Below are 25,708 nucleotides of genomic sequence, written 5' to 3'. Positions count from 1 at the left end.
GATTTTGTGAAATGAAAAAAGATAGTCTACCTGAATTGGCGGCGGGATGTTTTGCCAAAACGATCCTGATGAATCGCAGGCAAAACACCCCTAAAGGCTATTGACTGGCTGTCTCAATGGTGGGGCGGACGCCGCTTAATTCGCTGACCAGATCGTTGATGCCGTCGCTCATATTGTTAAAGCGCGTCAACGGCGAGCGGGTGACCACCACAAACGCGCCAACGTTAGCCTGCGGATTCATCGCCATATAGGTGATAAAACCGCCGCCGCCGCCGGTCTTCTGGATAATCCCCGGCTGGCCGTTTTTCGGCTTCATATAGACCCAACCGAGGCCCAGTGCGTCGGCTTTTCCTGGTACGTCCATACCGATAACCTTCGTCAACTGGCTGCGCTGATAGATCAGCGTTTGCATACGATCCGCCTGCTGACCACGAGTGTGGAAGTCAGAAGAGAGGAACTGCTGCATCCAGCGCATCATGTCGCCCGGCGTGGAGTAGACGCCGCCGCTGCCGATAGCGGCCAGGGTGTTGTTGCACGGGCTGGCCCCTTTCTCTGGGATCATCAGCCGCTGACACTGGTCCGGAGAAGGCGTAAAGGTGGTGTCTTTCATCCCCAGTGGACGGGTAATTTGCTCTTCAAACAGCTGCGGATAAGGCTTGCCAGAGGCGGTAGATAGCGCATCGGCCAGTAAGTCAAAGGCCAGGTTAGAGTAGGCGGCCTGCGAACCAGGAGCGACTTTCAGCGAGGCAGTTGTGATCCAGTTCCAGCGCTGCTGACGCGTCGGCCAGACGAACACCGGACGATGCGCCGCGCCGCCGGGCTGTTCACGCGGCAGGGCGCTGGTGTGCGTCGCCAGATTCACCAGCGTGATGGGCGTCCCTTGATAAGTGGGAACTCGAGCGCCCGGCGGGGCGTATTTGCTCAGCGGATCGTTGAGCTTCACCACTCCCTGGTCGAGCAGCTTTACCAGCATCTCGCTGGTCATCAGCTTACTCAGTGACGCGATACGAATCACCGAATCGAGCTGCGGATGCTCATTACTGCCGGGACGCGTCACGCCGAAGCTGCGAAACACGCGCTGATTACCGTCAATGACCACCATCGCCATACCGGTCGCGCCGCTGCCGTAGAAGATATGATTAGCGTAACGGTCGACAACATCAGAGGCGAATTCCGGGTCGACGCTCGGTTGTGCGGCCTGGACCGATGTCCACGACGCCGCGCACAGCGCAGCAAAAATGAGCAGACTACGTTTCAACGGGGGCATCCATCATTGTGAAGAAAAATATAGAGCGTATTTATACTACGAAGCGACGCCGAGCAAAGCGGGAATAACGCGAATCTGTGCGGAAAAACGTAACGTGGCGTAAAAAATCCTTTTTTATGCTTTCGGATAGCCGCTTCTACCTGCGGGCGCGTATGATTACCGTTTGGCTAATGATTGGTGGCGAGAGTGACAATGGCGGCTCAACGGGTGGTAATGGTAGTGGATATGCAAAACGGCGTTTTCGCAACGCCGCGTATTGAGCGCGAACGCTGCGTCGTGCAGATAAACCGCCTGGTGCGGGCGGCGGATACCGTTATCTTCATTCAGCACAGTGAAGAGGGCGGACTGGAAGAGGGAAGCGAAGGCTTTGATTTGCTACCTGAACTTGAGCAACCCGCTGGCGCGCTGTACGTCACCAAGACCGCTTGCGATGCCTTTTACCACACCCGGCTGGAAGAGGTGCTGCACGAGCATGATATCAAGCAGTTTGTGATTTGCGGCTGCGCCACAGATTATTGCGTCGATACCACCATCAAAAACGGCGCCAGCCGCGGCTATGCCATTACCGTCGCCGAAGATGCTCACACCACCGCCAACCGCCCGGCGGCGCAGGCCACCACGCTGATTGCCCACTACAACGAGGTGTGGCGTACCTTGACGGTACCTGGCAATCCTTTACACGTGAAACTCACAGAAACAATTCTTCGCGAATGGCAGGCGAACTAAGCCGCTGACATTCGGTCTCATAACCCGCCCACTTTGCTCCGCTGCGACACCTTTGCGGCGGGCGTTTTCGTGGTACACAGCATAATAAAACGATAAGAAGTTAGCAGGAGAGCATGATGTTTAAATCTTTTTTCCCCAAACCGGGGCCGTTTTTTATTTCTGCCTTTATCTGGTCGCTGCTGGCAGTGATCTTTTGGCAGGCGGGCGGCGGCGACTGGCTGCTGCGAATCACTGGCGCATCGCAGGATGTCGCGATCAGCGCAGCGCGCTTCTGGTCGCTTAATTACCTGGTGTTCTACGCCTTCTACGCGCTGTGCGTCGGGGTTTTCGCCCTGTTCTGGTTCATTTACAGCCCACATCGCTGGCAATATTGGTCGATTCTCGGCACCTCGCTGATTATTTTCGTCACCTGGTTCCTCGTTGAAGTCGGGGTGGCGATCAACGCCTGGTACGCGCCGTTCTACGATTTGATTCAGAGCGCGCTGGCGACGCCGCATAAGGTCAGCATTAATCAGTTCTATCAGGAAATAGGCATATTCCTCGGCATCGCGATTATCGCGGTGCTTATCGGTGTGATGAACAACTTCTTCGTCAGCCACTACGTCTTCCGCTGGCGCACCGCCATGAACGAGCACTATATGGCGCACTGGCAGCATTTGCGTCATATCGAAGGCGCCGCGCAGCGTGTGCAGGAAGACACTATGCGCTTTGCTTCAACGTTAGAAAGCATGGGAGTCAGCTTCCTTAACGCGGTGATGACGCTTATCGCCTTCCTGCCGGTGCTGGTGACGCTCTCCGCGCACGTGCCGGACTTGCCGATTGTTGGTCATCTGCCGTACGGCCTGGTGATTGCCGCGATTGTGTGGTCGTTAATGGGAACCGGCCTGCTGGCGGTGGTGGGGATTAAGCTGCCGGGGCTGGAGTTTAAAAACCAGCGCGTTGAAGCGGCCTACCGTAAAGAGCTGGTTTATGGCGAGGATGATGCCAACCGCGCGACGCCGCCGACCGTTCGTGAGCTGTTCAGCGCCGTACGCCGCAACTATTTCCGTCTCTATTTCCACTACATGTATTTCAATATCGCTCGTATTCTTTACCTGCAAGTGGATAACGTTTTCGGTTTGTTCCTGCTGTTTCCGTCGATTGTTGCCGGTACGATTACGCTGGGCCTGATGACGCAGATAACCAACGTCTTTAGCCAGGTTCGCGGGTCGTTCCAGTATCTTATTAGCTCCTGGACGACGCTGGTGGAGCTGATGTCCATCTACAAACGTCTGCGCAGCTTTGAGCGCGAGCTGGATGGCAAAGAGCTGCAGGAAGTGACCACAACATTAAGTTAACGATCGCAAGGAAGAAATATGGCAGCAGCCTCATCTCGTTTTGTTTCACTCTCCCTGACGCTACTGGCAGGTATGGTGCTTAGCGCCTGTTCCAGTAAACCGGAACCGGTGCTGAAAGAGGGGGAAAAGCCGATTGATGTTGCCGCCGTGGTACGGCAAAAAATGCCTTCCAGCGTGAAAGACCGCGAGGCCTGGGCGCAGGCCATCGCCAAAACGTTTGAAAGCCAGAAGCTGGCGCCGACGGAAGAGAATGTCTGTTCGGTGCTGGCGGTAGCGCAGCAGGAGTCCAACTATCAGGCGGATCCTGCGGTGCCTGGGCTGAGCAAAATTGCCTGGCAGGAGATAGACCGCCGGGCGGAGAAAATGCATATTCCGCTGTTTCTGGTCCACACCGCGTTGAAAATCAATTCGCCTAACGGCAAAAGCTATAGCGAACGCCTGGATAACGTCAAAACGGAAAAGCAGCTGAGCGCGATTTTCGATGATTTTATCGGCATGGTGCCAATGGGGCAGAAGCTGTTTGGCTCGCTGAATCCGGTGCATACAGGCGGTCCGATGCAGGTCAGCATCGCCTTCGCCCAGCAGCATACCGACGGCTATCCGTGGAAAATGGACGGCACCGTGCGTCAGGAAGTATTCAGCCTGCGCGGCGGCCTGTGGTTTGGCACCTATCATCTGCTGAACTATCCAGCAAACTATAGCGTGCCGCTGTATCGTTTTGCCGATTTTAACGCCGGATGGTACGCCAGCCGTAACGCCGCTTTCCAGAATGCGGTGGCTAAGGCGACGGGCGTGAAGCTGGCGCTGGATGGCGATTTGATTCGCTACGATAGCGACGAAGCCGGAACCACCGAGCTGGCGGTGCGCCGTTTATCCTCACAGCTGGCGATGAGCGATGACGATATTCATCGTCAACTGAAGAAGGGCGATACGCTGGCGTTTGAGGAGAGCGATCTCTACAAGAAGGTGTTTCGTATTGCCGATAAGAAAGCCGGTAAAGCGCTGCCGCGAGAAGTATTGCCGGGGATCCAGCTTGAGAGTCCGAAAATCACCCGTAATCTGACTACCGCCTGGTTTGCCAAACGGGTGGATGATCGACGGGCCAGCTGTATGGCACGCCGCTAGTGCTGGCTGCGCCAGCGAGAAGCTATCCCCAATATTCCAATCAATATACAGCCCAATAGAAAAGGGACCAGGCCAAACAGGGTCCCGACCACCAGGCCTATTTCGACCCTGGGACGGCTGCTGTCCTGCATTTGAATTAAATGCTCAAAAACGCCGGGAGTGTGTATCAGCATGCTCAGCATCTGCGCGCCGGCCCAGAAGCAAAACAGCACAAACAGGGCGTAAGCGATGTTGCTGCTGGTGATAGACCTCCTCTTTTTGCTGCCGTTGGTGGTCTTTGCAAAGGTGAACTCTGCCATATCTACCTCCGTACTTCGCTTTCCTGCCAATTTTTCAGCGATCTACATATACACAAAATCATTCAATATGCATCGAGGCGGCAAGTCTGAGAATCCCCAGGAGCTTACTCAAGTAAGTGACTGGGGTGAGAAGACGTAGCCAACAAAGAGGCAGTTTGAAGGATGATGTGTATAGAGGCTATTCTGGCAATGAGGATCGGATTTCAGTATCAGATTGCTGGTAATTTCCGTCCAGGAATGTTCCTGATTTCACCGGTTTGCGAGTTTGCTACAAATTTGTGAAATTTAGACCGATATCGCAATGTGCGACAATTCTCAACTCGGCTACAGACCGGCGATGGCGGCTATGCGAAGATGCTTTTTTTTGTTGTCGGAGTCGTCATGAAGCTCACTGAAAAAATTCGCCGCGACTGGCACTATTATGCGGTTGCGCTGGGGTTAATTTTTATTATGAATGGCGTGGTTGGGCTGCTGGGCTTTGAAACCGAGGGCTGGCGTTCATACGCCGTTGGGCTGGTGACGTGGGTGATTAGCTTCTGGATTGCCGGGTTTATTATTCGCCGTCGTCCGGTCGAGGAAGCGTGAGCCGGGGAGATAAACCGAAGCTGCGTTGCGAGTTGTTTCCCGGATTGCGGCGTAAACGCCTTATCCGGCCTACCGGCCCGTAAACGGTAATGAACCCGTAGCCTGGCTAAGCGCAGCGCGAGCCGGGAAGCAGCAGCGCCGATGTATCAGGCCCGGCACATTCCCTGCAAACGGCGGTGAACCCGTAGGCCGGGCAAGGCGCTAGCCGCCGCCCGGTAAAGTTAACCGCTATCTCTGATTAATTCATTGATGTTTTCAGCGCGCGATCGGCGGCGTGACGCTCCAGCGCCAGCTCAATCAGGCGGCTAATCAGGCTGGTGTAATCCAGACCGCTGGCCTGCCACAGTTTCGGATACATGCTGATATTGGTGAAGCCTGGCAGCGTGTTGATTTCGTTAATCACCACGTCGTTATCGGCGGTCAGGAAAACATCAACACGCGCCATGCCGCTGCATCCCAGCGTCTGGTAAGCACGAACGGCGATATCGCGGATTTTATCGTTCACGTCGCTGTCGATGGCTGCCGGAACCACCACCTTCGCGCCCTGATCGTCAATGTATTTGGTGTCGTAGGCGTAGAATTCGCTATTGAGGATGATTTCGCCGCAGGTACTGGCTTGCGGATTATCGTTGCCCAATACCGCGCACTCGATCTCCCGGCCTTTAATCCCTTGTTCAACCACCACTTTATGGTCAAATTCAAAGGCCAACGCGACGGCCTGCTGATACTGCTCTTCGCTATTTACCTTACTGACGCCTACTGAGGAACCCTGGTTCGCCGGTTTAACGAACAGCGGCAGGCCCAGCTTCGCCTGCACATCGGCGAAGCTCAGCTGATTGCGGTTGGCGCGAGTGAGGGTGATAAACGGTGCAATCGACAGACCGGCATCGCGCAGCAGACGCTTGGTGACATCTTTGTCCATGCAGGCGGCGGAACCGAGGACGTCGGAGCCGACGAAAGGCAAATTTGCCATCCGCAGCATGCCTTGCAGGGAGCCATCTTCCCCGAGGGTACCGTGGACAATCGGGAAGATCACATCGATGGCCGCCAGCGGCTGACCGCTATCGGCGTTAATCAGCTGCTGGGTATCACGGCCCGGGATTTGCGCCAGCGTAACATCGGATGGACGCAGGGCAATGTGGGCAGGGTCCTGAGGATTGAGCAGATAGTTGCTGGCATCGTTGATATGCCAAATTCCCTGCTTATCAATCCCTAACAGAACCACGTCGAAGCGCGTTTTATCAATCGCTTCCACGATATTTTTCGCTGACTGTAACGACACTTCATGCTCTGCCGATTTACCGCCAAAAACGATCCCAACCCTCATCTTAGCCATTTCAACTTCCATCCTGATTACATCAAAGCGCATAACATAGCATGTGAAAGAGCCGCCTGGCTGCCATAATATTCACCTTGTAAAGCATTGGGAGGTGGCGTGAAAGGAAAAGGTCTTATCGCTCTGTTAGCGCTGCTGTCAGCCGGGTATTACGGATATCGTTATCTTCCACCGCAGTATAATCCGCTGGTGCCGTTGCGCCTGGAAGATCCGCCCGGGTTAATCAGTCACTACAAGCTGCGTCGATTGACGCCCGAGCAGTGCTCTGGCCTGCTAGAGGAGGCCAATCGTAGGCAGATCATAACCAGCCAGCCGGTCGCCGATAGCGGGGGAGAGTGTCCTTTACAAAACGTGGTGCGGGTACGCGATTTTGGTGCGATAAAGCTGAGCAGCAGCTTCCTTGCAAGCTGTCCGCTGGCGCTGAGCAGCGCGCTATATATGGAGCAGCAGGCAAAACCGCTGACTCGTCAGCTACTGGCGAGCGAACTGCGCCAGGTCGAGCATTTTGGCAGCTTTGCCTGTCGCAATATTTATCATCGCCAGAACGCGCGGCGCAGCGAACATGCCACCGCGGAGGCGCTGGATATTAGCGGTTTTCGCTTGACCGATGGGCGACGGATAAGCGTGCTGAAGGGATGGCCCGATGCGCAGTATCACCCCTGGCTGCAAGCGCTGCTGACCAACGGATGCAGTTATTTTGGTAACGCGTTAGGGCCGGACTATAACGCGGCCCATGCTAATCATTTTCACCTCGGGATGCGCGGCCAGCGTTTCTGTTTCTGAGCATATCGCGCTACATACAAGGTTTTTCACCATGAAATTGTTTGCCTGAGCGTAATCAGATGCCATAAAACACCAAACTCTGCGCCAGCGCACCTCTGGTACTACCTCGCAGGAGGGAAATTGCTAAGCTAGTTAATAATTTCCAAAAAATTAATGAATACGCGTAGTTATGGAATCCTGGAAGGTTAATCTTATCTCCGTCTGGTTTGGCTGTTTTTTTACCGGACTGGCTATCAGCCAAATTCTCCCCTTTTTACCGCTGTACGTGTCCCAGCTTGGCGTCACCTCGCACGAAGCCTTATCCATGTGGTCTGGTTTGACCTTCAGCGTCACTTTCCTGGTGTCGGCGATTGTTTCGCCGATGTGGGGGAGTCTGGCAGACCGCAAAGGGCGCAAGCTGATGCTGCTGCGCGCCTCGCTCGGTATGGCTATCGCTATTTTATTACAGGCGTTTGCCACTAACGTCTGGCAGCTGTTTATCCTGCGCGCGGTGATGGGGCTGACTTCTGGTTATATTCCCAACGCTATGGCGCTGGTCGCTTCTCAGGTCCCGCGCGAGCGCAGCGGTTGGGCGCTGAGTACGCTTTCGACGGCGCAAATCAGCGGGGTTATCGGTGGGCCGCTGCTCGGTGGGTTTCTTGCTGACCACGTAGGCCTGCGGGCGGTGTTTATTATCACCGCTGCGCTGCTGACGGTGAGCTTCCTGGTCACGTTGTTCCTGATTAAAGAGGGCGCTCGCCCACAGGCTAGTAAAGCACAAAGGCTCAGCGGTAAGGCGGTGTTTGCCTCGCTGCCCTATCCGGGGCTGGTGATTAGCCTGTTCTTCACTACCCTGGTGATTCAGCTGTGCAATGGCTCAATCGGCCCGATTCTTGCCTTGTTTATCAAGTCGATGGCACCAGACAGCAATAATATCGCCTTCCTGGCTGGGATGATCGCCGCCGTACCGGGCGTCTCCGCGCTGATTTCCGCCCCGAAGTTGGGCAAACTTGGCGACCGGATTGGCACCTCGCGGATCCTGCTGGCGACGCTGTGCTGCGCGGTGGTGATGTTCTTTGCCATGTCGTTCGTCACGACGCCATTCCAGCTCGGGGTTCTGCGTTTTCTGCTCGGTTTTGCCGATGGGGCGATGTTGCCTGCGGTACAAACTCTGTTGCTGAAGTACTGTAGCGATAGCGTCACTGGGCGTATTTTTGGTTATAACCAGTCGTTTATGTATCTCGGTAACGTTGTCGGCCCGCTGATTGGCGCATCGGTATCGGCGATGGCGGGTTTCCGTTGGGTATTTATCGCTACGGCGATTATTGTGCTGATCAATATCTGGCAGCTGGCTATCATGCTGCGTCGTAGTCGCCGTACCGCCGCCTGACCCCTTTCTTTCTCTTCGACCGGTATTGACGTCACTACGTCAATGCCGGTTTTTGATCTTCCTCATCTGTAAATGCATCACCGATCACAAAACGATCATTTTCACCTCTTACCCCCTTCTATTTGTAACTGTTACGCGTATACAGTTACGCGTAACAGTTATTGAAAAAGAGGTTTTATGAGAAATTTATTCGATTTATCAGGGAAACGTGCGCTCATCACCGGTTCTGCTCAGGGGATTGGCAATCTGCTGGCCGGTGGCCTTGCAGAGTATGGCGCAGAGATAATCATTAACGACCGTACTCAGGAGCGGGCAGACCAGGCGGCGCAGGCGTTGGTGGCTCAGGGCCACCGCGCAGTAGGTTATGCGTTTGACGTGACTCAGGCGGCGGAGGTCGAGCAGGCCATCGCCCGTATCGAAGAGGAATTCGGTGCAATTGATATTTTAATTAATAACGCCGGGATCCAGCGCCGCTACCCTTTCACTGAATTCCCCGAAGAGGAGTGGGATCGGGTTATTGAAGTTAACCAGAAAGGCGTTTTCCTTGTCTCGCAGCAGGTGGCGAAATATATGATGACGCGCCGTGCGGGAAAAATAATTAATATTTGTTCAATGCAAAGTGAATTAGGTCGCAAAACCATTACTCCGTATGCCGCATCGAAAGGGGCAGTTAAAATGCTGACTCGCGGAATGTGCGTGGAGCTGGCGGAATATAATATCCAGGTCAACGGGATTGCGCCGGGCTATTTTGCCACCGAAATGACGACCGCGCTGGTGAACGACGAGGCGTTTTCCGCCTGGCTATATCAGCGCACCCCGGCAGCACGCTGGGGAAAACCGGAAGAGTTGATTGGCGCGGCGGTGTATCTGGCTTCGCCTGCGGCAAACTTCGTTAACGGTCATTTGTTGTTTGTGGACGGCGGGATGCTTGCTGCCGTTTAAATACCCGTCATACTTCAAGTTGCAAGTGCGTTGGCTTTCCTCGCTCACCCCAGTCACTTACTGGAGTAAGCTCCTGGGGACTCCCTGCGTCGCCGCCTTCCTGCAACTCGAATTATTTAGGGTATATAAGGTTTTGTTACTTTCAGGCGCAGACTTACAGCGTGAGCCTGAAAAGATAATTAAACTCGTGGATGATATTCATTATCTGAGGATTGCTTATGCAAATGCTCGCGAAATTACCAGCGCGTCGCTGGTGGTATTTAATGCCGATTATTTTTATTACCTATAGTCTGGCCTACCTTGACCGCGCGAATTATGGCTTTGCCGCTGCGGCGGGAATTGAAAGTGATTTAGGCATTACTAAAGGCACCGCGTCGCTGATTGGCGCACTCTTTTTTCTCGGCTATTTCTTTTTCCAGGTGCCCGGTGCGATATATGCGGTAAAACGCAGCGTGCGCAAAATGATTTTCTTTAGCCTTATTTTATGGGGCTTCTGCGCGGCGGCGACCGGGTTCGTCAGTAATATTCCGATGCTGATGGCGATTCGCTTTACTCTTGGCGTGGTTGAGGCGGCGGTGATGCCCGCGATGCTGATTTACATCAGCAACTGGTTTACCAAAACCGAGCGTTCGCGCGCCAATACCTTCTTGATCCTCGGAAACCCGGTGACCGTGCTGTGGATGTCTATCGTATCCGGCTACCTGATTCAGTCCTGGGGCTGGCGTGAAATGTTCATCATCGAAGGTATTCCGGCGGTGTTGTGGGCAGTATGCTGGTGGATCCTGGTCCGTGATAAACCTTCTGAGGTTTCCTGGCTGAATGAGCAGGAAAAAGAGACCCTGCAGAAGGCGATGGATAGCGAACAGAGCAATATCAAGCCGGTACGTAACTATGGCGAAGCGCTGCGCTCGCGCAACGTGATTATGCTGTGCGCCGTGCATGCGTTGTGGAGTATTGGCGTATACGGTTTCATGATGTGGATGCCGTCGATTCTGAAAAACGCCGCGCAGATGGATATTGTGGCGGTAGGTTGGCTGGCGGCGGTGCCATATCTGGCGGCGATCTGTCTGATGCTGACGGTCTCCTGGCTGTCAGATAAGTTCCAGAATCGTAAGCTGTTTATTTGGCCGTTGCTGCTGATTGCCGCTATCGCCTTCTTTGGTTCCTGGATGGTGGGTGATCAGGCGTTCTGGTTCTCCTATGCGCTGCTGGTGATCGCTGCTGCCTGTATGTATGCGCCTTACGGTCCTTTCTTCGCGCTGATCCCGGAACTGCTGCCGCGTAACGTCTCCGGCGTGTCGATGGGCTTGATTAACAGCTTCGGTGCTCTCGGTGCTTTCCTCGGCGCGTGGCTGGTAGGTTATTTGAATGGGATTATGGGCGGGCCTGGCGTTTCTTACACCTTTATGGCGATCGCGCTGTTGGCTTCGGTGGTGCTGATGTACAACGTGCATGCCAATAACGAACCTTCCTCGTCATCGGTCACGGCAAAAAAGGTCGCGGGTTAACATAAACCGTAGCTGCTGTGGTAAGGTTCTCTGCGAGTACATAAGTCGTTTATCGCAGAGAACCCGATGAAAAACAACCGGATGACATTGCAGGATATCGCCAACCTGGCAGGGCTGAATAAGATGACGGTGAGCCGTTATTTACGCGACCCCGGCCAGGTTTCTCAGCGCAGCCGTGAGCTGATTTCAAAGGTCATGGAAGAGAATAACTATATCCCTAATCGGGCGCCGGAAATTCTGCTTAACGCGCGCAGTAAAACGATAGGCGTGCTGATCCCCTCTTTTCGCAATCAGATTTTCGCCGATGTGTTGGCCGGTATTGAATCGGTAACCTCCGCGCATCAGTACCAGACCCTGATCGCCAACTACGAATATGACCCGCAGCGCGAAGAGCGCGAAGTGCTCAATTTGCTCTCCTATAATATTGATGGCCTGATCCTGACCGGCAAGCAGCATAGCGATCGCATGATTCAATATGTACGCGCCAGCGGTATTCCGGTTGCGGAACTGATGGATTTCGGCGGCCAGCAGCTTGATATTCAGGTGGGGTTCGATAACGAAAAGGCGGCGTGGGATATGACTAACGCCTTTCTCGAAAGCGGCAAACGGTCAATTGCCTTTTTTGGTTCGATGGACGACCCTCGCGATCTCAGTCGTTTTCGCGGCACCGAGCTGGCGCTGGAGGTTCATGGTCTGAAGGCGTATCACATGGCTCCGCGCACCATCTCCTCGGTCGCCCTTGGCCGGCAGATGTTCCTGCAAACGCAGCAGTCGCGCCCGGATATCGACGCCATTTTTTGTACCAATGACGATCTGGCGGTGGGGGTATTGCTGGAATGTCAGTCACAGGGCAAAGCGGTACCAAAAGAGATAGCCATAGCCGGTTTTCATGGGTTGGAAATTGGTCGCGCACGTTTACAGAAAATAGCCAGCGTCATTACCCCACGTTATGACATCGGTAAAACAGCAAGTGAAATACTGATTGCCCGATTGGCAGGTAAAGACGCACCGGACAGCGTTAATCTGGCCTACCAGATATATTATGGTGATACGTTATAGTTATCGATGGAATAGCAATATTCCATTTTATTCTTATGTTGATGAATTTGGTTATGAGGCTTATTAATTGCTATTGAGTATATTCCATAGTCTGAATAAGCAATGAGAAAAACGTTTCGCTTAATATGGGATGGAAAGAGATGTTATTTTTAAAATAATACTGGTGTCCGATGGCTAATGTATGACATAAATAGCAGCCTACGGACCTCACATTAAGGATAACGCATTGTGAAGAATCTCATTGCTGAGCTACTGGTGAAACTGGCACAGAAGGAAGAGGAAGCAAAGGAATTAACGGCCCAGGTTGAGGCGCTGGAAGTGGTCGTCACCGCGCTGTTGCGCCATATGGCGCAGGATGCCCAGCAGGCATTAATCAACGATATTGAGCAGGCCATCGAGCAGGCAAGCCCTGGTCCGCTGGTCGATGATCGTGACACCCAGCTATTGCAGCAATATATAAAGAAGCTGTTACAGCATCCTCGTAGTTAGTCTCTGTGACAAGATATGGATGCTGTCATTTTACTGTCACATCGCTTTTATACAGTCTCCCTCGTTTTGTTTTTTTAAAGTATTTTTTACATGGAGACGATAAAAGTGAAATTAAGCGCCCTGTTTATTGCCCTGATACCTCTGCTGGGCTCCCCGATTATTCATGCTGAAACGACACCCGCACCGGTTCTGGAAAATCGTGCCGCTCAGGGCGATATCACCACGCCGGGCGGAGCGCGTCGTTTAAGCGGCGATCAGACCGAGGCGCTGCGTGCTTCGTTAATCAACAAGCCGGCCAAAAACATTATTTTGCTGATTGGCGACGGGATGGGTGATTCTGAAATTACCGCCGCGCGAAATTATGCTGAAGGGGCGGGCGGTTTCTTTAAAGGTATTGACGCGCTGCCGCTGACCGGCCAGTACACTCATTATTCTCTGGATAAGAAAACCGGCAAGCCGGATTATGTTACCGACTCCGCCGCTTCCGCAACGGCCTGGACCACCGGTGTCAAAAGCTACAACGGCGCGCTGGGTGTAGATATCCATGAAAAAGATCATCAGACCATCCTTGAGCTGGCAAAAGCGGCAGGTTTAGCGACCGGTAACGTCTCAACGGCGGAGCTACAGGATGCGACCCCGGCAGCGCTGGTGGCCCACGTCACTTCGCGTAAATGCTATGGCCCAAGCGTGACCAGCGAAAAATGCGCCAGCAACGCGCTGGAAAAGGGCGGTAAAGGTTCTATTACCGAACAACTGCTGAATGCCCGCGCCGACGTGACGCTGGGAGGCGGGGCGAAAACCTTCGCTGAGAGCGCGACTGCCGGCGAGTGGCAGGGTAAAACGCTGCACGATCAGGCAATCGCTCGTGGCTACCAGATTGTAACCGATGCCAGCTCTTTGAGCGCTATCAACCAGGCGAGCCAGGACAAGCCGCTGTTGGGGCTCTTCTCTCAGGGCAATATGCCGGTACGCTGGGAGGGGCCGAAAGCCTCTTATCATGGCAATATCGACAAAGCCGCGGTGACCTGTACTCCGAACCCGAAACGTGATGCCTCGGTGCCGACGCTGGCCCAGATGACGGAAAAAGCTATCGACCTGCTGAGCAGCAATGAAAAAGGCTTCTTCCTGCAGGTGGAAGGCGCGTCTATTGATAAACAGGACCACGCGGCGAATCCGTGCGGTCAGATTGGTGAAACCGTCGATCTGGACGAAGCGGTGCAGAAGGCGCTGGAATTCGCCAAAAAAGATGGCAATACCCTGGTCATCGTTACCGCCGACCACGCACACTCCAGCCAGATTATTCCGGCAGACACCAAAGCTCCGGGTCTGACGCAGGCGCTGAACACCAAAGATGGTGCGGTGATGGTGATGAGCTATGGTAACTCCGAAGAAGAATCGATGGAGCATACTGGCACCCAGCTGCGTATCGCCGCCTATGGCCCGCACGCCGCTAACGTGGTCGGTTTAACCGATCAGACCGATCTGTTCTACACCATGAAAGCCGCGCTAAATCTGAAATAGCCCGCCGCCGGTAGCGAATTTTCGTTACCGGCTGGTTTTTTCTTCATCAGCGACCAGACTTACAGAGATCCACTCATAGAAGGATGGTGCGATGAAAATAACATTACTTGTGACCCTACTTTTTGGCTTGGTATTTATGACGGCGGTGAGTGCCGCGGAAAAAGAGTTGACCCCACAGCAGCAGAAGATGAGCGTCTGTAATAAAGAGGCGTCATCGAAGTCGTTGAAAGGGGATGAGCGTAAGACGTTTATGAGTAACTGCCTGAAGAAAGATGCCACCACGCAGGACGGCAAGGGGCTAACGCCTCAGCAGCAAAAAATGCGTGAGTGCAACGCTCAGGCGACCCAGCAGTCTCTGAAAGGGGACGATCGCAGCAAATTTATGAGCGCCTGCCTGAAAAAACAGGTGTAAGAAATAAGCGGGTGAGGGAAACCTCACCCGTTTCACTGATGACAACGCTGTTTTAAACCTGGTGCCCGCGTTTCTGCCGGGTGGCGGTTGTCGCCTTACCCGGCCTACAAATATTTGCAGTATCAAACCGCGGTGTGGTTTTGTAGGCCCGCGCAAGCGTAGCGCCGCCGGGCATTTCCCGCAGGTCGGCGCTTTGTCGGTAACCTGACGGGTGAGTAAAGCCTCACCCGCTATTCGGCATTTAAATCAGGAGCGGCTCAGCTTCTCTGATTTTTCCATGCATTTGACCATCGCTTCGATAACGGCGGAGCGAAAACCTTTCTCTTCCAGCACGCGGACGGCTTCGATTGTGGTGCCGCCAGGCGAGCAAACCATATCTTTCAGCGTACCCGGATGCTCCCCGCTTTCGAGCACCATTTTGGCGGAACCCATCACCGCCTGTGCCGCAAATTTGTAAGCCTGAGCGCGCGGCATTCCACCGAGTACCGCGGCATCGGCCATCGCTTCGATAAACATAAAGACATAGGCTGGGGCGGAGCCGCTGACGCCAACTACCGGGTGAATCATCTGCTCGGCGATTAGCTCTGCCTGGCCAAAACAGCGGAAGATAGTCAGGATTTCGGCTGTTTCTTCGGGGCTGACCAGTGCGTTTGGCGTGACCGAGGTCATGCCTGCATTGACCAGAGACGGCGTGTTGGGCATGGCGCGAACTATTTTGCGGTCATGGCCCAACGCGCGTGCCAGCTGGTCTAGCGTTACGCCCGCGGCAATGGAAACGACCAGCGAGTCTTTATTCAGGCTGGAGGCCACGTCGCTGAGCACTTTGATCATCACTCCCGGCTTTACGGCGCCGAAAACGATATCCGCCACCTGGGCGACTTCCTGCGCGCTTTGTGCCGCATTAATGCCGTACTGGTCGTGCAGGGCCGCGACTTTGTCCGGCGACGGGGTGTAGACCCAGATTTGTCCCGGCTGAACCTGTCCGCTGGCGATCAGGCCGCCCAGGATGGCCTTGCCCATATTGCCGCAACCGATAAAGCCGATTTTCTTCTCCATCACCAATCCCCTTTGTTTTGTCGTTAGCTCTCTAGCTTACCATCTTGTCGCTTTCACGAAAGGCAAAAGCAGGTAACAATACGGCTTCTCTTTTTCGTCGACAGGAGCCGCAATGGCTATTTGGGTTGATGCGGACGCGTGTCCGAATGTGATTAAAGATATTTTGTTCCGTGCCGCCGAGCGCGCGCAAATCTCAACGACGCTGGTGGCTAATCAACCGCTGCGCGTTCCACCGTCGCGTTTCATCCGCACCCTGCGCGTGGCCCAGGGTTTTGACGTAGCGGATAACGAAATCGTACGCTTATGCGAGCCGGGAGATCTGGTTATTACGGCAGATATCCCGCTGGCAGCTGAAGTTCTGGAAAAGGGCGGCGCGGCGCTGAATCCGCGCGGTGAGCGTTATAGCGAGGCAACTATTCGCGAGCGTCTGACGATGCGTGATTTTATGGAAACGATGCGGGCCAGCGGCGTGCAGACCGGCGGCCCGGATAGTTTATCCCAGCGCGACCGACAACAGTTTGCCGCCGCGCTGGAGAAATGGCTGTTAGAGGTCAAACGACAGCAGAATTAAACCCAGCTGTCGTCGTCGCTGCCGAAATCGCTATCGTCGCCAAAACCGGCGTCGAAATCGGAATTATAAGCACTGTTATCGGCAAGGAACTGTCCATCATCCTGGCGGAAGGTATCGTCTGCCGCGCTGGTGTCCTGTGCCTGGCTAAGGTCCGGCTGCGGTTTATCTTCAATAATATTGACGATCTCCTGTGGGTGCGAACTGCTGAACATATTCGTCAGCATATTCCCGAGCACCACACCGCCAGCAACGCCTGCTGCCGTTTGCAGCGCGCCTGCCATAAATCCCCCGCCGCTGCGTGCCGTCGCCTGAGGAGCATAGTTTTGCGCCTGCTGGGCGTACTGCGGCTGCGTGTTAGCCTGCGGCCGGCCGTATTGCTCTGCGCCAGGAATCGAGTCGGAGCCGCGAGACTGGGCGCCACCAAACAGCCCAGAGAGAAATCCGCCGCTGCTTGGTTTCGCCGCCTGAAGCTGCGTCACCTGACCTTCCAGCGCCTGAATGCGGTCGTTGAGCTGTTTGATAGCCGCCTCCTGAATCAGGATAGTTTGCGCCATATAGTAGGGGGCGGAAGGCTGCTCGCTGACGTGCTGGGCAATCCGCTCTTCAGCGCTGGCATCGCGGGATGCGCTGCGGGTCTCGGCCTCTTTCAGCCGGGAAAACAGTCCATCAATAAGGCGTTGCTCTTCAGATTGCATAATACATTCCTCAGTCATACTAATTAATGAGCGCCAGAGTCTCTCTGAACGACTCATGTTGTAAATATGTTGCCGCGTAAAGCTATGCAGAAATGTGTTACTGTTTACGCCAGACTGCGAACAAAAAATAACTTTTGCGGGAAAGTAAAGCTGGCATAACACCAAATGCAATGATAAGTTTACATGTAAAGTCCTTTCAAATACTAAGGTGAAAGGGTTTGTAGATGGTGTGTAACGTTTATTTTACGAATGTCATTGAGTAAGTTTGCGGTACCATTGTTTCTCTTTTCGCTTTCTTTATATCCGCAAAACGCGGAACCAAGGGGTCTTCGGTAATGGCACAGCTAATTTTTCTTGTCGGGCCTCGCGGCTGCGGTAAAACAACCATCGGTCACGCGCTGGCGCAAGTTCGCAGTTTCCAGTTCGCTGACACGGACCATGAGCTGCAGGAACATGAGCAGCGCACGGTCGCGGCTATCGTCCAGCAGGAAGGCTGGGAACGTTTTCGCGCGCTGGAAACTCAGGCTCTGGAAAGAGTCGCGCAGCCGGCGACGATTATCGCCACTGGTGGCGGCATTATTCTTAGTGAATACAATCGTCAGTTTATGCGTGAGAACGGCGTAGTGATTTATCTGGAAGCCTCGGTTTCTGCACTGATTGACCGCCTGGAAGCCTATCCGAAAGCTGAGCAGCGTCCGACGCTGACCGGGAAACCCATCCGTGATGAAGTGGGTGAGGTGTTGGCGCAGAGAGAAGCGCTGTATCGTGCTGCCGCGCATCATATTATTAATGCCACCGTATCACCGGATGAAGTGGTTGAGCAGATTATGGCGACGGTTTGCGGGGAGACCTACAGCAGTTAAGATTTTGCTTACGGTAAACGGATCGGCAGCGCCTATACTTTAAAATTCTTAAAGTAGAAAAAGGAAGCGTTATGCCGACCAGACCTCCATATCCAAGAGAAGCGCGTATCGTTGCTGTTGAAAAAGGGCCGGAAGGTCAATCGGTGACATGGTATGAACTACGCGCTGATCATCCCACGCCCAATTCGCTTATCAGCGAGCATCCCTCAGAACAAGAAGCTCGAGATGCAAAACAGCGCTACGAAGATCCTGACAAATCATAATTTCCCTATTAATGTCCGGGATTCACTCTGAAAAGGCCCGTTACCGGGCATATATCACATTTTTAATCTATTAACAGTACTAATGATTACCTAAGTTACGGATTTTCAGGAGCGTTTCTAACGCTTCTGGAATCTTTACATTCCATAGCGGCGTTAACCTGCTACGCTTCTCGACGGTTGATTTTTAGTCACCATGGGGCAGATGTTGTTAATAGAAGCCTGTTTTTAAACAGCGGTACTGAAAAGGTACATGATATGAGTAGTGCATCGATGGCTATTTTGACCATTGGGGTAGTACCGGTGGCGGAGATGTTGCCGCTTTTAACCGAGCATATCAGGGAAGATCAAATCACCCACATTAGCCTGCTTGGCAAAATGGCGCGTGAAGAGGTTATGCAGGAGTATGCCGTGGAATCCGGCGAAGAGACGTTACTGACCTTGCTGAGCGATAATCAAATTGCGCAGGTCTCCCGGCAAAAGGTAGAGCGGGATTTGCGTAGTGCTATCGCGATGCTCGACAAACAAAATTACGATCTTATTTTACTGATGAGTACCCATCCTTTTCGCGGCTTTGCGGCGAATAATGCGATCCTGCTCGAACCGCAAAGGATCATCCCGCCGCTGGTGGCATCCATTGTTGACGGTCACCAGGTCGGGGTAATTGTTCCGGTTGAAGAGATTTTGCCGCTACAGCAGGAGAAATGGCAGGTGTTGGAAAATACACCGCTGTATGCCATCTCCAATCCGGTTAGCGGTAGCAAAGATGATTTACTGGCCGCGGCCAGGGAGTTGATAGCGCAAGGGGCTGATGTACTGATGCTGGATTGTCTGTGCTACCACCAGCAGCATCGTGACGTGTTACAAAAAGCGCTGGATATTCCGGTTCTGTTGTCAAATGTGCTGGTTTCCCGACTGGCGGCAGAACTATTAGTTTAACCTGATGTAACGCGTTAATTTTACGTGACAGGGGCAAGGAGCGCCCCCTATATTGTGCCTTCAACACCAGATCATAAGGGCGAGTTTATGCTTCAAAGCAATGAATACTTTGACGGAAAAGTAAAATCTATTGGCTTCACCAGCAGCAGTACCGGTCGTGCGAGCGTGGGCGTGATGGCGGAAGGGGAATATACCTTTGGTACCGCGCAGCCAGAAGAGATGACCGTGGTTAGCGGCGCGCTGAACGTGCTTCTGCCGGGAGAGACCGAGTGGAAAGTGTATGCCGCCGGTGAAGTATTCAACGTTCCGGGGAATAGCGAGTTTAATTTGCAGGTGGCTGAGCCAACTTCCTATCTGTGCCGCTATCTGTAAGACAAATATCCTTCCTGCTCAGGCAGGAAGGAATGAGTGAGATTAACGCTGCGCTTCGCCGCCTAATCCTTCCACCAGATTCTGAATTAGCGCGGCCAGTTCGCCGGTCATCAGAATAAAGTCCGCGTCAAAGCGCTGAGCGAAATCTTCCCGGTCGATATCTTCATTCTGATCGCGCAACTCATCACAGAACTTCAGGCGTTTAATCGAACCATCATCGCACATCAGGAACTGAATACGCTGCTGCCAGTCGAGAGCCAGCTTGGTAACCACTTTGCCGGCTTCAATGTGCACGGCAATTTCGTCGCTGACCAGATCCTGTTTCTTCGCGCGGATCACGCCGCCATCTTCCAGCATTGCTTTCAGCTCGGCTTCATCCAGCAACTGGAAGCCCTGAGCCACGGTACCGGAACGAACCCACTCGGTGAGCGTCAGCTCGATCGGGTTTTCCAGCGCCAGCGGGACGACCGGCAGCGAGCCCAGGGTTTTACGCAGCAGCGCCAGCGTATCTTCTGCTTTTTTGGCGCTGGCGCAGTCCACCATGATCAACCCGTTGACGGTATCGATCCACATCATGGTCTGGCTGAAACGGCTGAAAGCGCGCGGCAGCAGAGAGTGCAGCACTTCGTCTTTCAGCGAGTCTTTCTCGGTTTTCTTTAGCTTGCGGCCCTGTTCGGCTTCCAGCTTAAAGATCTTCGCTTCCAGCGCCTGTTTGATCACCGGCGACGGCAGGATCTTTTCTTCTTTACGTGCGCAGATAACTATCTGGCCATTTGCCGTATGCGTCAGCGCATCGCTGTGCGAGCCCATCGGCGAAACCCAACCAGTTTTGGCCATATCCTGGCTGCCACACGGGGTAAATGTCAGCTCGGCCAGCTGTTTTTCCATCTCCTCGGCACGCAAGGAAATGTCGCGGCTGAGACGATAAACCATTAAATTTTTGAACCACAGCATGATAATTTCCACGGCTTTGTCGTTAAATCCAGCGGGCATGATAGCGAATTGTCGCTATGCTTGCATTGTTAATCGGGGAGAGGAATTTACAGTGCGCATTGGGATTGATTTAGGCGGGACCAAAACGGAAGTCATCGCGTTGAGCGACCGGGGAGAGCAACTATTTCGCCATCGCCTGCCTACGCCAAGGGATGATTATCATCAGACTATCGAGACGATTGCCTCGCTGGTGGAGATGGCTGAGCGGGGTACGGGGCAGCGCGGCACGGTCGGTATGGGGATCCCCGGCTCGATTTCGCCCTATACCGGCGTGGTCAAAAATGCCAACTCGACCTGGCTCAACGGCCAGCCGTTTGATAAAGATCTCAGTCAGCGCCTGAATCGCGAAGTGCGTCTGGCGAATGATGCCAACTGCCTGGCGGTATCGGAAGCCGTAGACGGCGCGGCGGCTGGGGCGCAAACGGTATTTGCGGTGATTATCGGTACCGGCTGCGGTTCCGGCGTGGCGCTAAATGGGCGTGCCCATATTGGTGGTAACGGTACGGCGGGCGAGTGGGGGCATAATCCGCTGCCGTGGATGGATGAAGACGAATTGCGCTATCGCGCGCAAGTGCCGTGCTACTGCGGCAAGCAAGGCTGTATCGAAACCTTTATTTCCGGCACCGGCTTTGCGACCGATTATCAGCGGCTGAGCGGTAATCCGCTGAAAGGCCGCGAGATTATGCTGCGCGTCGATGAGCAGGATCCGCTGGCTGAACTGGCGCTGAGCCGCTATGAAATGCGGCTGGCGAAGTCGTTGGCTCACGTGGTGAATATTCTCGACCCGGACGTCATTGTGCTGGGCGGGGGGATGAGCAATATCGAACGGTTGTATCAAACGCTGCCGAATCTGCTGAAACTCTGGGTCTTCGGCGGCGAGTGCGAGACGCCGATTCGCCAGGCGATGCACGGTGATTCCAGCGGCGTGCGCGGCGCGGCCTGGCTGTGGCCGCTGTAATAGAATTACCCCTTCCAAAAAGGAAGGGGTAAGCGACCACCAGTAGCATCTGTCCATTTTCACCCTCTCGTCCCTTATCCTTTCGCCTCATATCTCAATAATTTGCCTTCCTGTGTGTCTCATCATCAGACGCTTTCCAGAATTATTCAGGTGTAGCGGATCAACCAACTGATTTGCTGATGATTTTTTAAGGTCGCCCTTAGATATAAAATCCATTTAATGAAATTAAAATCTAATTTAAATAAATATAATAGATAAATAATCTATGTTTTCGCTATTTTTCGGAGTTAGATGTCGGCATGGTTTCTGTTGTGTGATGATAATCACGTTCTGCAAGCGAAAGTGAATGGAGCAGAGAAAGTGCTCATGGAGAGATAGCTATGCGCAAGCAGGACGAAAATTATCTTTATATTAATCAGGATATTATGATGTTAAAACAAAGTATAATTGCAGCTTCGCTGCTGCTGACTGCTGGCCAGGCTATGGCTGTGACCGATGCTGGTGTTGCTGGTGGTACGATTACTTTCAGTGGGATGGTTACTGATACAACTTGTAATGTGACCACTAATAAAGGCGCAGATTTTACCGTCGATCTGTCTCCGGTTACGACCGAGCAGGTTGGGGTTAAACCAGGCGTAGTGACTCACAATGCGCAGAAATTCACCATGCATGTCTCCGGCTGTAAGAGCTCGAAAGAGAATGCATCGGCACTGAAAATCACCTTCTCCAGCCCGCACGTATCTGATGATGAATTGTATCTGAAGAATTCGTCTGGTACTGCAGAAGGCGTTGGTATTGCTCTGACTACCGATGGCTCTAATACCATCGAGTTTGATAAAGCAGTCGATACCGGCATCAAAACTGATGTAGCAGGTAATGAATCTGGCGCGGATGTGAGTTTCTTCGCTAACTACTACAACTACGGCGGTAACAACATTGCTACCGGTAGCATTGTAACCACTGCGACCTATACGTTTAATTACGAATAATATCTCACGGGGGGATTTCCCCCCCGTTTTTTTAATGAATAGAGTGAATGAGATAATGTTACGCTATTTTACGCTACTGGCTATTCTCTGTTATTCGGGGTCCGCAGCGGCCAGCGTGGTCATTAATTCCACCCGAGTGATTTACCCGCAAGATACAAAAGTTGTTAATGTACAGTTAGTGAATAAAAGCACTACACCCCATCTGGTACAAAGCTGGATTGATGACGGCAATCCGAGCGTTTCACCAGAAAAAATTGATGTGCCGTTCTCCGTAGCGCCTGCGGTGGTGCAAATAGGTACGAATGAAGGGCAAATATTAAAGTTAATGTCGCGGGATGCGGCGTTGTTGCCGAAAGACCGGGAATCTGTTTTCTGGCTGAATGTTCTGGATGTTCCCCCTGTACCCGAAGTGAGCGAGGATAAGGCTAACTATCTGCAGGTGGCGCTACGTAGCAGGGTAAAGCTGTTTTATCGGCCCAACGATTTGAAAGTGAAATCTGATGATATCGATCAGCATCTTTCTGTACGTCATCAGGACGGAAAATTCTGTTTAAATAATAAGTCCCCATATTATGTTACGTTGATGGAAATGGTAACCTGGCAAGGCGGAGATATTAAAAAAACCGTAAAAGCTAATCTACTTTCTGATACCGCATTTATTGCTCCATTTAACTGCTATGCGCTACCTTCTGGGGTAAGTGGCAATTCTCAATATCGAATTGCGCGTATGAATGACTTTGGTAGCAAGCACTATGCAGTAATTTCCAGCACGCTTTAATATGCAAAAATAGAGCTTGATATGAAAATGAATATTGCCAGTAAAATAAGGCAAGGATTACTGCTGAATGCAATAACCCTTGCCTTGTGGCCATATTACGGTTACGCAAAATCCTTTAATAGTAGTTTACTTGTCGGCGACTCCTCACAGCAGGAGTGGGGCGGCGTTGCACCAGTTATTTCACCGGGCAGCTATGATCTTGATGTCTTTGTGGATGACGAGTGGAAAGGTAAATACTCGGTAAAAGTCAATGGAGTTGACAGCTATCAAATAACAATGAAGAAAAGAGATGTCTTTTTGTTAGGTATCAGCGGTATCGAACACCTTGATGCTAAAGATGATAGCGATGATATTATTATTCATGACATCTTGCATGGTGGTAAAAGCATTTTACGTACAGGCGAACTACGCCTTGATCTGGAAATTCCCCAAGCTTATGTCATGTATAATGATAAAAATTGGGTTGCGCCAGCACTGTGGGATAAAGGTATTAATGGAATATATACTAACTACAGTTTTAATGGTTATAGCGGGCGTGATAAAGGGGCGCAAAGCGATACGTCACGATCGGCTTTTCTGAGCTTGCGTAGTGGCCTGAATCTGTTTGGCTGGCGTTTGGTTGATAACTCATCATGGCAAACCGACAACAGTAATAATTCCCAGTGGTTTACTTCTAGCCGCTATGTTGAAAAGCCCATTGCTCCGCTAACGATGCTCATGCGTGCTGGGGATATGTACACCTCTTCAGATTATTTTGACACTCTCGCTTTTCGAGGGGTCACGCTTAATAAAGACCTGCAAATGCTTCCTGATAAAGATCAGGTTTATATGCCAGTGATTAGCGGCAATGCGACATCAAACGCCATGGTCAGCATTTCGCAGGGTAATAAAGTCATTTACCAGGTGACGGTACCGGCTGGTCCGTTTGCTATTCGCGATCTGATGCCGACAGGGTCAAGAGATGACCTGAAGGTTGAAGTGCAAAATAGCGGCGGTGTGACCGAGCGTTTTACCGTTCCTTTTGCCACGATGTCATCAATGCTGCGCCCAGGCACAGCGGATTTTCGTTTCAATATGGGAAAACTGCGCTCATCAAGTGGAGGCGATCGCGCCTGGTTTGGGCAAATGGACTATACGAAAGGGTTAAATAACTATCTCACCTGGTTTAACGGCCTGACCATTAGCGAGCGCTACCATGCAATTATGCTGGGTAGTGCCATATCGTTTCCATGGTTGGGTTCAGTGAGCGCGAGTGCGGAACAAACTCGCTGGCGTGATGAGCAGAGCCATCATGGTGAAAAATATTCTCTGGCATGGAGTAAATATCTACCCACCAGAACGAATATTGCGCTGGCAACCTGGTATTACCGTACCCGTGATTACACTACGCTACAAGAGTTCGCTGATCGTGATAAACAACCGCAATATGATACTGCCAGGGGAAGTAAACAAGCCTTTAGTCTCTCTCTTAGCCAGCCGCTAGGAGAGGATGCGGGAAGGTTGGCTTTTGATGCCTGGTTTAGAAACTATCGCGAAGATACCAGGCAATATAACCTGACCTACAGCAATCGGTTCCAAAAGGTTAACTACATTTTATCTCTGGGGCGTAGCGAATATAGCCGGTCATCAGGAATCACCGATCAAAATAAAATGCGTAGTGAAACTAACGTGACCTTTTCCCTGACGGTACCGTTCTCTATATTTGATACCCCGGCCAGTATCAACTCTCGTACCCGCATAAATAATGGTCACTATGATTCAACGAGTCTTGGATTCAGCGGTACGGCCAATGAAGTGGATTATAGTGCTGATATGACCCATAGCCGCGATGGTAGCGGCATATCCAGTGACTTGTATGCTGGCTGGAAAACGTCCTGGATGCGCTTGAATGCGGGGGTTGCGAATTCCAGTGACTACCGGCAACTGTCGGTGGGAGCTAGCGGAGGGTTACTTGGATGGCGAGGTGGAGTGCTGGCCGGGCCGGATGCCGGGAATAACTTTGTCATCGTTGAAGCGCCGGGTATTGAAGGGGCGGTGATCAATAGTGATAGCGCTCAGAGGACCAACAGTCGTGGTCAGGCGCTGGTTTCTGGCGCGGTTGCCTACCGTATGAATCAGTACTGGCTTGATACTTCCAACAGCGAAAATCCTGATGTGGACGTTATCGGTAATGTGGCGCACCTTGCCCCTTATGAGGGGAGTATTTCGTGGATAAAATATAAGACGGACACCCGTAAGCTATTTATTCTCAAATTACGCCGTGAAAATAATTCTCCCGTGGCTTTTGGCACAACAGTCTATAACGAATCTGGAGAAGAGGTGGGCTATGTCGCTCAGGGTAGTCAGGCCTTCATAAAAGCCGATTCATTATCTGCTCAACTTCAGATAGGAAATAAAACACGGGCTAATAGTTGTGTTATCACCCAGCCAACAGAGAAGAATATCAATATTTGCAAACCAAAAAAGGTTTAGTTTC

General features: G+C 52.4%; 27 protein-coding genes. 21 read left to right on the top strand and 6 right to left on the bottom strand.

The window, feature by feature from the left end:
- Positions 1–97: 97 nt before the first annotated feature.
- Positions 98–1,258, bottom strand: a complete 1,161-nt coding sequence (gene ampH / locus HV213_RS22665; RefSeq protein ID WP_181483395.1) for a D-alanyl-D-alanine-carboxypeptidase/endopeptidase AmpH — start codon at positions 1,256–1,258, stop codon at positions 98–100.
- 222 nt (positions 1,259–1,480) lie between these two features.
- Here ampH and HV213_RS22660 point away from each other — a divergent pair, with 222 nt between their 5' ends.
- From HV213_RS22660 to HV213_RS22650, 3 genes are all read left to right on the top strand, one after another.
- On the top strand, positions 1,481–1,993 hold the full coding sequence (locus tag HV213_RS22660) for a cysteine hydrolase family protein (RefSeq protein WP_181486483.1): 513 nt from the start codon (positions 1,481–1,483) through the stop codon (positions 1,991–1,993).
- A gap of 116 nt (positions 1,994–2,109) precedes the next feature.
- On the top strand, positions 2,110–3,330 hold the full coding sequence (gene sbmA, locus HV213_RS22655; protein WP_181486482.1) for a peptide antibiotic transporter SbmA: 1,221 nt from the start codon (positions 2,110–2,112) through the stop codon (positions 3,328–3,330).
- An 18-nt stretch (positions 3,331–3,348) separates the two neighbouring features.
- Positions 3,349–4,455 carry a DUF1615 domain-containing protein gene (locus HV213_RS22650; RefSeq protein WP_181483394.1) on the top strand — a complete coding sequence of 369 codons (1,107 nt, stop codon included), beginning with the start codon at positions 3,349–3,351 and terminating at the stop codon, positions 4,453–4,455.
- Here the strand turns inward: HV213_RS22650 and HV213_RS22645 are convergent.
- Positions 4,452–4,754 carry a DUF2755 family protein gene (locus tag HV213_RS22645; protein ID WP_112214084.1) on the bottom strand — a complete coding sequence of 101 codons (303 nt, stop codon included), beginning with the start codon at positions 4,752–4,754 and terminating at the stop codon, positions 4,452–4,454. The two genes, HV213_RS22650 and HV213_RS22645, sit on opposite strands and share 4 nt — an antisense overlap.
- Positions 4,755–5,135: 381 nt before the next feature.
- Between HV213_RS22645 and HV213_RS22640 the strand changes: the two genes are divergently transcribed.
- The gene (locus HV213_RS22640) at positions 5,136–5,339 is read left to right on the top strand and encodes a DUF2754 family protein (protein ID WP_110273818.1); all 204 of its coding nucleotides are present in this window, start codon (positions 5,136–5,138) and stop codon (positions 5,337–5,339) included.
- Between the two features lie 238 nt (positions 5,340–5,577).
- Here the strand turns inward: HV213_RS22640 and ddlA are convergent, their stop codons facing one another.
- Positions 5,578–6,675 (bottom strand): D-alanine--D-alanine ligase, encoded by a 1,098-nt coding sequence (gene ddlA, locus HV213_RS22635; RefSeq protein WP_181483393.1) that lies wholly within the window; start codon positions 6,673–6,675, stop codon positions 5,578–5,580.
- A gap of 99 nt (positions 6,676–6,774) precedes the next feature.
- On the opposite strand from ddlA, the gene HV213_RS22630 reads away from it, so the two are divergent.
- The 8 genes from HV213_RS22630 to psiF all read left to right on the top strand — a co-directional run bounded on the left by HV213_RS22630 (position 6,775) and on the right by psiF (position 14,758).
- The gene (locus HV213_RS22630) at positions 6,775–7,458 is read left to right on the top strand and encodes an extensin-like domain-containing protein (protein ID WP_181483392.1); all 684 of its coding nucleotides are present in this window, start codon (positions 6,775–6,777) and stop codon (positions 7,456–7,458) included.
- 169 nt (positions 7,459–7,627) lie between these two features.
- Complete coding sequence (locus tag HV213_RS22625; protein WP_181483391.1) at positions 7,628–8,827, top strand: multidrug efflux MFS transporter; 1,200 nt, start codon at positions 7,628–7,630, stop codon at positions 8,825–8,827.
- 177 nt (positions 8,828–9,004) lie between these two features.
- Positions 9,005–9,769, top strand: a complete 765-nt coding sequence (gene idnO / locus HV213_RS22620; protein WP_061155606.1) for a gluconate 5-dehydrogenase — start codon at positions 9,005–9,007, stop codon at positions 9,767–9,769.
- 218 nt (positions 9,770–9,987) lie between these two features.
- Entirely contained in the window at positions 9,988–11,277 is a 1,290-nt protein-coding gene (locus HV213_RS22615) for an MFS transporter (RefSeq protein ID WP_181483390.1), read from the top strand.
- Between the two features lie 66 nt (positions 11,278–11,343).
- Positions 11,344–12,336, top strand: a complete 993-nt coding sequence (gene idnR / locus HV213_RS22610) for a DNA-binding transcriptional regulator IdnR (protein WP_061155604.1) — start codon at positions 11,344–11,346, stop codon at positions 12,334–12,336.
- Between the two features lie 228 nt (positions 12,337–12,564).
- Positions 12,565–12,825 (top strand): anti-adapter protein IraP, encoded by a 261-nt coding sequence (gene iraP, locus HV213_RS22605; protein WP_181483389.1) that lies wholly within the window; start codon positions 12,565–12,567, stop codon positions 12,823–12,825.
- A 90-nt stretch (positions 12,826–12,915) separates the two neighbouring features.
- Positions 12,916–14,346, top strand: coding sequence for an alkaline phosphatase (phoA, locus tag HV213_RS22600; protein ID WP_181483388.1), 1,431 nt, complete (start codon positions 12,916–12,918; stop codon positions 14,344–14,346).
- Between the two features lie 91 nt (positions 14,347–14,437).
- A complete protein-coding gene (psiF, locus tag HV213_RS22595) occupies positions 14,438–14,758 on the top strand; it encodes a phosphate starvation-inducible protein PsiF (RefSeq protein ID WP_110273810.1) in 321 nt (106 codons plus the stop codon).
- Positions 14,759–15,004: 246 nt separating this feature from the next.
- Here psiF and proC read toward each other — a convergent pair whose 3' ends face one another.
- Entirely contained in the window at positions 15,005–15,814 is an 810-nt protein-coding gene (gene proC / locus HV213_RS22590; RefSeq protein ID WP_181483387.1) for a pyrroline-5-carboxylate reductase, read from the bottom strand.
- 112 nt (positions 15,815–15,926) lie between these two features.
- Here proC and HV213_RS22585 point away from each other — a divergent pair, with 112 nt between their 5' ends.
- Positions 15,927–16,385, top strand: a complete 459-nt coding sequence (locus HV213_RS22585; protein WP_112214093.1) for a YaiI/YqxD family protein — start codon at positions 15,927–15,929, stop codon at positions 16,383–16,385.
- Here the strand turns inward: HV213_RS22585 and HV213_RS22580 are convergent.
- Entirely contained in the window at positions 16,382–17,080 is a 699-nt protein-coding gene (locus HV213_RS22580) for a DUF2076 domain-containing protein (protein WP_181483386.1), read from the bottom strand. The genes HV213_RS22585 and HV213_RS22580 overlap by 4 nt on opposite strands.
- 335 nt (positions 17,081–17,415) lie before the next feature.
- On the opposite strand from HV213_RS22580, the gene aroL reads away from it, so the two are divergent.
- The 4 genes from aroL to ppnP all read left to right on the top strand — a co-directional run bounded on the left by aroL (position 17,416) and on the right by ppnP (position 19,514).
- Positions 17,416–17,943 carry a shikimate kinase AroL gene (aroL, locus tag HV213_RS22575; protein ID WP_181483385.1) on the top strand — a complete coding sequence of 176 codons (528 nt, stop codon included), beginning with the start codon at positions 17,416–17,418 and terminating at the stop codon, positions 17,941–17,943.
- A 71-nt stretch (positions 17,944–18,014) separates the two neighbouring features.
- Complete coding sequence (locus HV213_RS22570; protein ID WP_110273805.1) at positions 18,015–18,206, top strand: YaiA family protein; 192 nt, start codon at positions 18,015–18,017, stop codon at positions 18,204–18,206.
- A 255-nt stretch (positions 18,207–18,461) separates the two neighbouring features.
- Complete coding sequence (locus tag HV213_RS22565; protein WP_181483384.1) at positions 18,462–19,142, top strand: AroM family protein; 681 nt, start codon at positions 18,462–18,464, stop codon at positions 19,140–19,142.
- 87 nt (positions 19,143–19,229) lie between these two features.
- Complete coding sequence (gene ppnP / locus HV213_RS22560) at positions 19,230–19,514, top strand: pyrimidine/purine nucleoside phosphorylase (RefSeq protein ID WP_004099395.1); 285 nt, start codon at positions 19,230–19,232, stop codon at positions 19,512–19,514.
- Between the two features lie 42 nt (positions 19,515–19,556).
- Here ppnP and rdgC read toward each other — a convergent pair whose 3' ends face one another.
- Positions 19,557–20,468: a recombination-associated protein RdgC gene (rdgC, locus tag HV213_RS22555; RefSeq protein ID WP_110273804.1), complete on the bottom strand. Its 912-nt coding sequence runs from the start codon at positions 20,466–20,468 to the stop codon at positions 19,557–19,559.
- Positions 20,469–20,559: 91 nt separating this feature from the next.
- Between rdgC and mak the strand changes: the two genes are divergently transcribed.
- The 4 genes from mak to HV213_RS22535 all read left to right on the top strand — a co-directional run bounded on the left by mak (position 20,560) and on the right by HV213_RS22535 (position 25,704).
- Positions 20,560–21,465 carry a fructokinase gene (gene mak / locus HV213_RS22550; RefSeq protein WP_181483383.1) on the top strand — a complete coding sequence of 302 codons (906 nt, stop codon included), beginning with the start codon at positions 20,560–20,562 and terminating at the stop codon, positions 21,463–21,465.
- A gap of 380 nt (positions 21,466–21,845) precedes the next feature.
- On the top strand, positions 21,846–22,454 hold the full coding sequence (locus HV213_RS22545) for a fimbrial protein (RefSeq protein WP_228288568.1): 609 nt from the start codon (positions 21,846–21,848) through the stop codon (positions 22,452–22,454).
- Between the two features lie 55 nt (positions 22,455–22,509).
- Positions 22,510–23,232, top strand: a complete 723-nt coding sequence (locus HV213_RS22540; protein ID WP_181483382.1) for a fimbrial biogenesis chaperone — start codon at positions 22,510–22,512, stop codon at positions 23,230–23,232.
- Positions 23,233–23,253: 21 nt separating this feature from the next.
- On the top strand, positions 23,254–25,704 hold the full coding sequence (locus HV213_RS22535; protein WP_181483381.1) for a fimbria/pilus outer membrane usher protein: 2,451 nt from the start codon (positions 23,254–23,256) through the stop codon (positions 25,702–25,704).
- The last annotated feature ends 4 nt before the right edge of the window (positions 25,705–25,708 follow it).

Source organism: Klebsiella sp. RHBSTW-00484, assembly GCF_013705725.1.
GTDB lineage: Bacteria > Pseudomonadota > Gammaproteobacteria > Enterobacterales > Enterobacteriaceae > Klebsiella.
Note: the sequence above shows the minus strand (reverse complement) of the source record. Positions and strands in the feature narration are given on the sequence as shown.

Bases quoted from the DNA above. Each gene is read 5' to 3' on its own strand.
- HV213_RS22660 (WP_181486483.1), top strand. From the start codon at position 1,481: ATGGTAGTGGATATGCAAAACGGCGTTTTCGCAACGCCGCGTATTGAG.
- sbmA (WP_181486482.1), top strand. From the start codon at position 2,110: ATGTTTAAATCTTTTTTCCCCAAACCGGGGCCGTTTTTTATTTCTGCC.
- HV213_RS22650 (WP_181483394.1), top strand. From the start codon at position 3,349: ATGGCAGCAGCCTCATCTCGTTTTGTTTCACTCTCCCTGACGCTACTG.
- HV213_RS22645 (WP_112214084.1), bottom strand. From the start codon at position 4,754: ATGGCAGAGTTCACCTTTGCAAAGACCACCAACGGCAGCAAAAAGAGG.
- HV213_RS22640 (WP_110273818.1), top strand. From the start codon at position 5,136: ATGAAGCTCACTGAAAAAATTCGCCGCGACTGGCACTATTATGCGGTT.
- ddlA (WP_181483393.1), bottom strand. From the start codon at position 6,675: ATGGCTAAGATGAGGGTTGGGATCGTTTTTGGCGGTAAATCGGCAGAG.
- HV213_RS22625 (WP_181483391.1), top strand. From the start codon at position 7,628: ATGGAATCCTGGAAGGTTAATCTTATCTCCGTCTGGTTTGGCTGTTTT.
- idnO (WP_061155606.1), top strand. From the start codon at position 9,005: ATGAGAAATTTATTCGATTTATCAGGGAAACGTGCGCTCATCACCGGT.
- HV213_RS22615 (WP_181483390.1), top strand. From the start codon at position 9,988: ATGCAAATGCTCGCGAAATTACCAGCGCGTCGCTGGTGGTATTTAATG.
- idnR (WP_061155604.1), top strand. From the start codon at position 11,344: ATGAAAAACAACCGGATGACATTGCAGGATATCGCCAACCTGGCAGGG.
- phoA (WP_181483388.1), top strand. From the start codon at position 12,916: ATGGAGACGATAAAAGTGAAATTAAGCGCCCTGTTTATTGCCCTGATA.
- psiF (WP_110273810.1), top strand. From the start codon at position 14,438: ATGAAAATAACATTACTTGTGACCCTACTTTTTGGCTTGGTATTTATG.
- proC (WP_181483387.1), bottom strand. From the start codon at position 15,814: ATGGAGAAGAAAATCGGCTTTATCGGTTGCGGCAATATGGGCAAGGCC.
- HV213_RS22585 (WP_112214093.1), top strand. From the start codon at position 15,927: ATGGCTATTTGGGTTGATGCGGACGCGTGTCCGAATGTGATTAAAGAT.
- HV213_RS22580 (WP_181483386.1), bottom strand. From the start codon at position 17,080: ATGCAATCTGAAGAGCAACGCCTTATTGATGGACTGTTTTCCCGGCTG.
- aroL (WP_181483385.1), top strand. From the start codon at position 17,416: ATGGCACAGCTAATTTTTCTTGTCGGGCCTCGCGGCTGCGGTAAAACA.
- HV213_RS22570 (WP_110273805.1), top strand. From the start codon at position 18,015: ATGCCGACCAGACCTCCATATCCAAGAGAAGCGCGTATCGTTGCTGTT.
- HV213_RS22565 (WP_181483384.1), top strand. From the start codon at position 18,462: ATGAGTAGTGCATCGATGGCTATTTTGACCATTGGGGTAGTACCGGTG.
- ppnP (WP_004099395.1), top strand. From the start codon at position 19,230: ATGCTTCAAAGCAATGAATACTTTGACGGAAAAGTAAAATCTATTGGC.
- rdgC (WP_110273804.1), bottom strand. From the start codon at position 20,468: ATGCTGTGGTTCAAAAATTTAATGGTTTATCGTCTCAGCCGCGACATT.
- HV213_RS22545 (WP_228288568.1), top strand. From the start codon at position 21,846: ATGCGCAAGCAGGACGAAAATTATCTTTATATTAATCAGGATATTATG.
- HV213_RS22540 (WP_181483382.1), top strand. From the start codon at position 22,510: ATGTTACGCTATTTTACGCTACTGGCTATTCTCTGTTATTCGGGGTCC.
- HV213_RS22535 (WP_181483381.1), top strand. From the start codon at position 23,254: ATGAAAATGAATATTGCCAGTAAAATAAGGCAAGGATTACTGCTGAAT.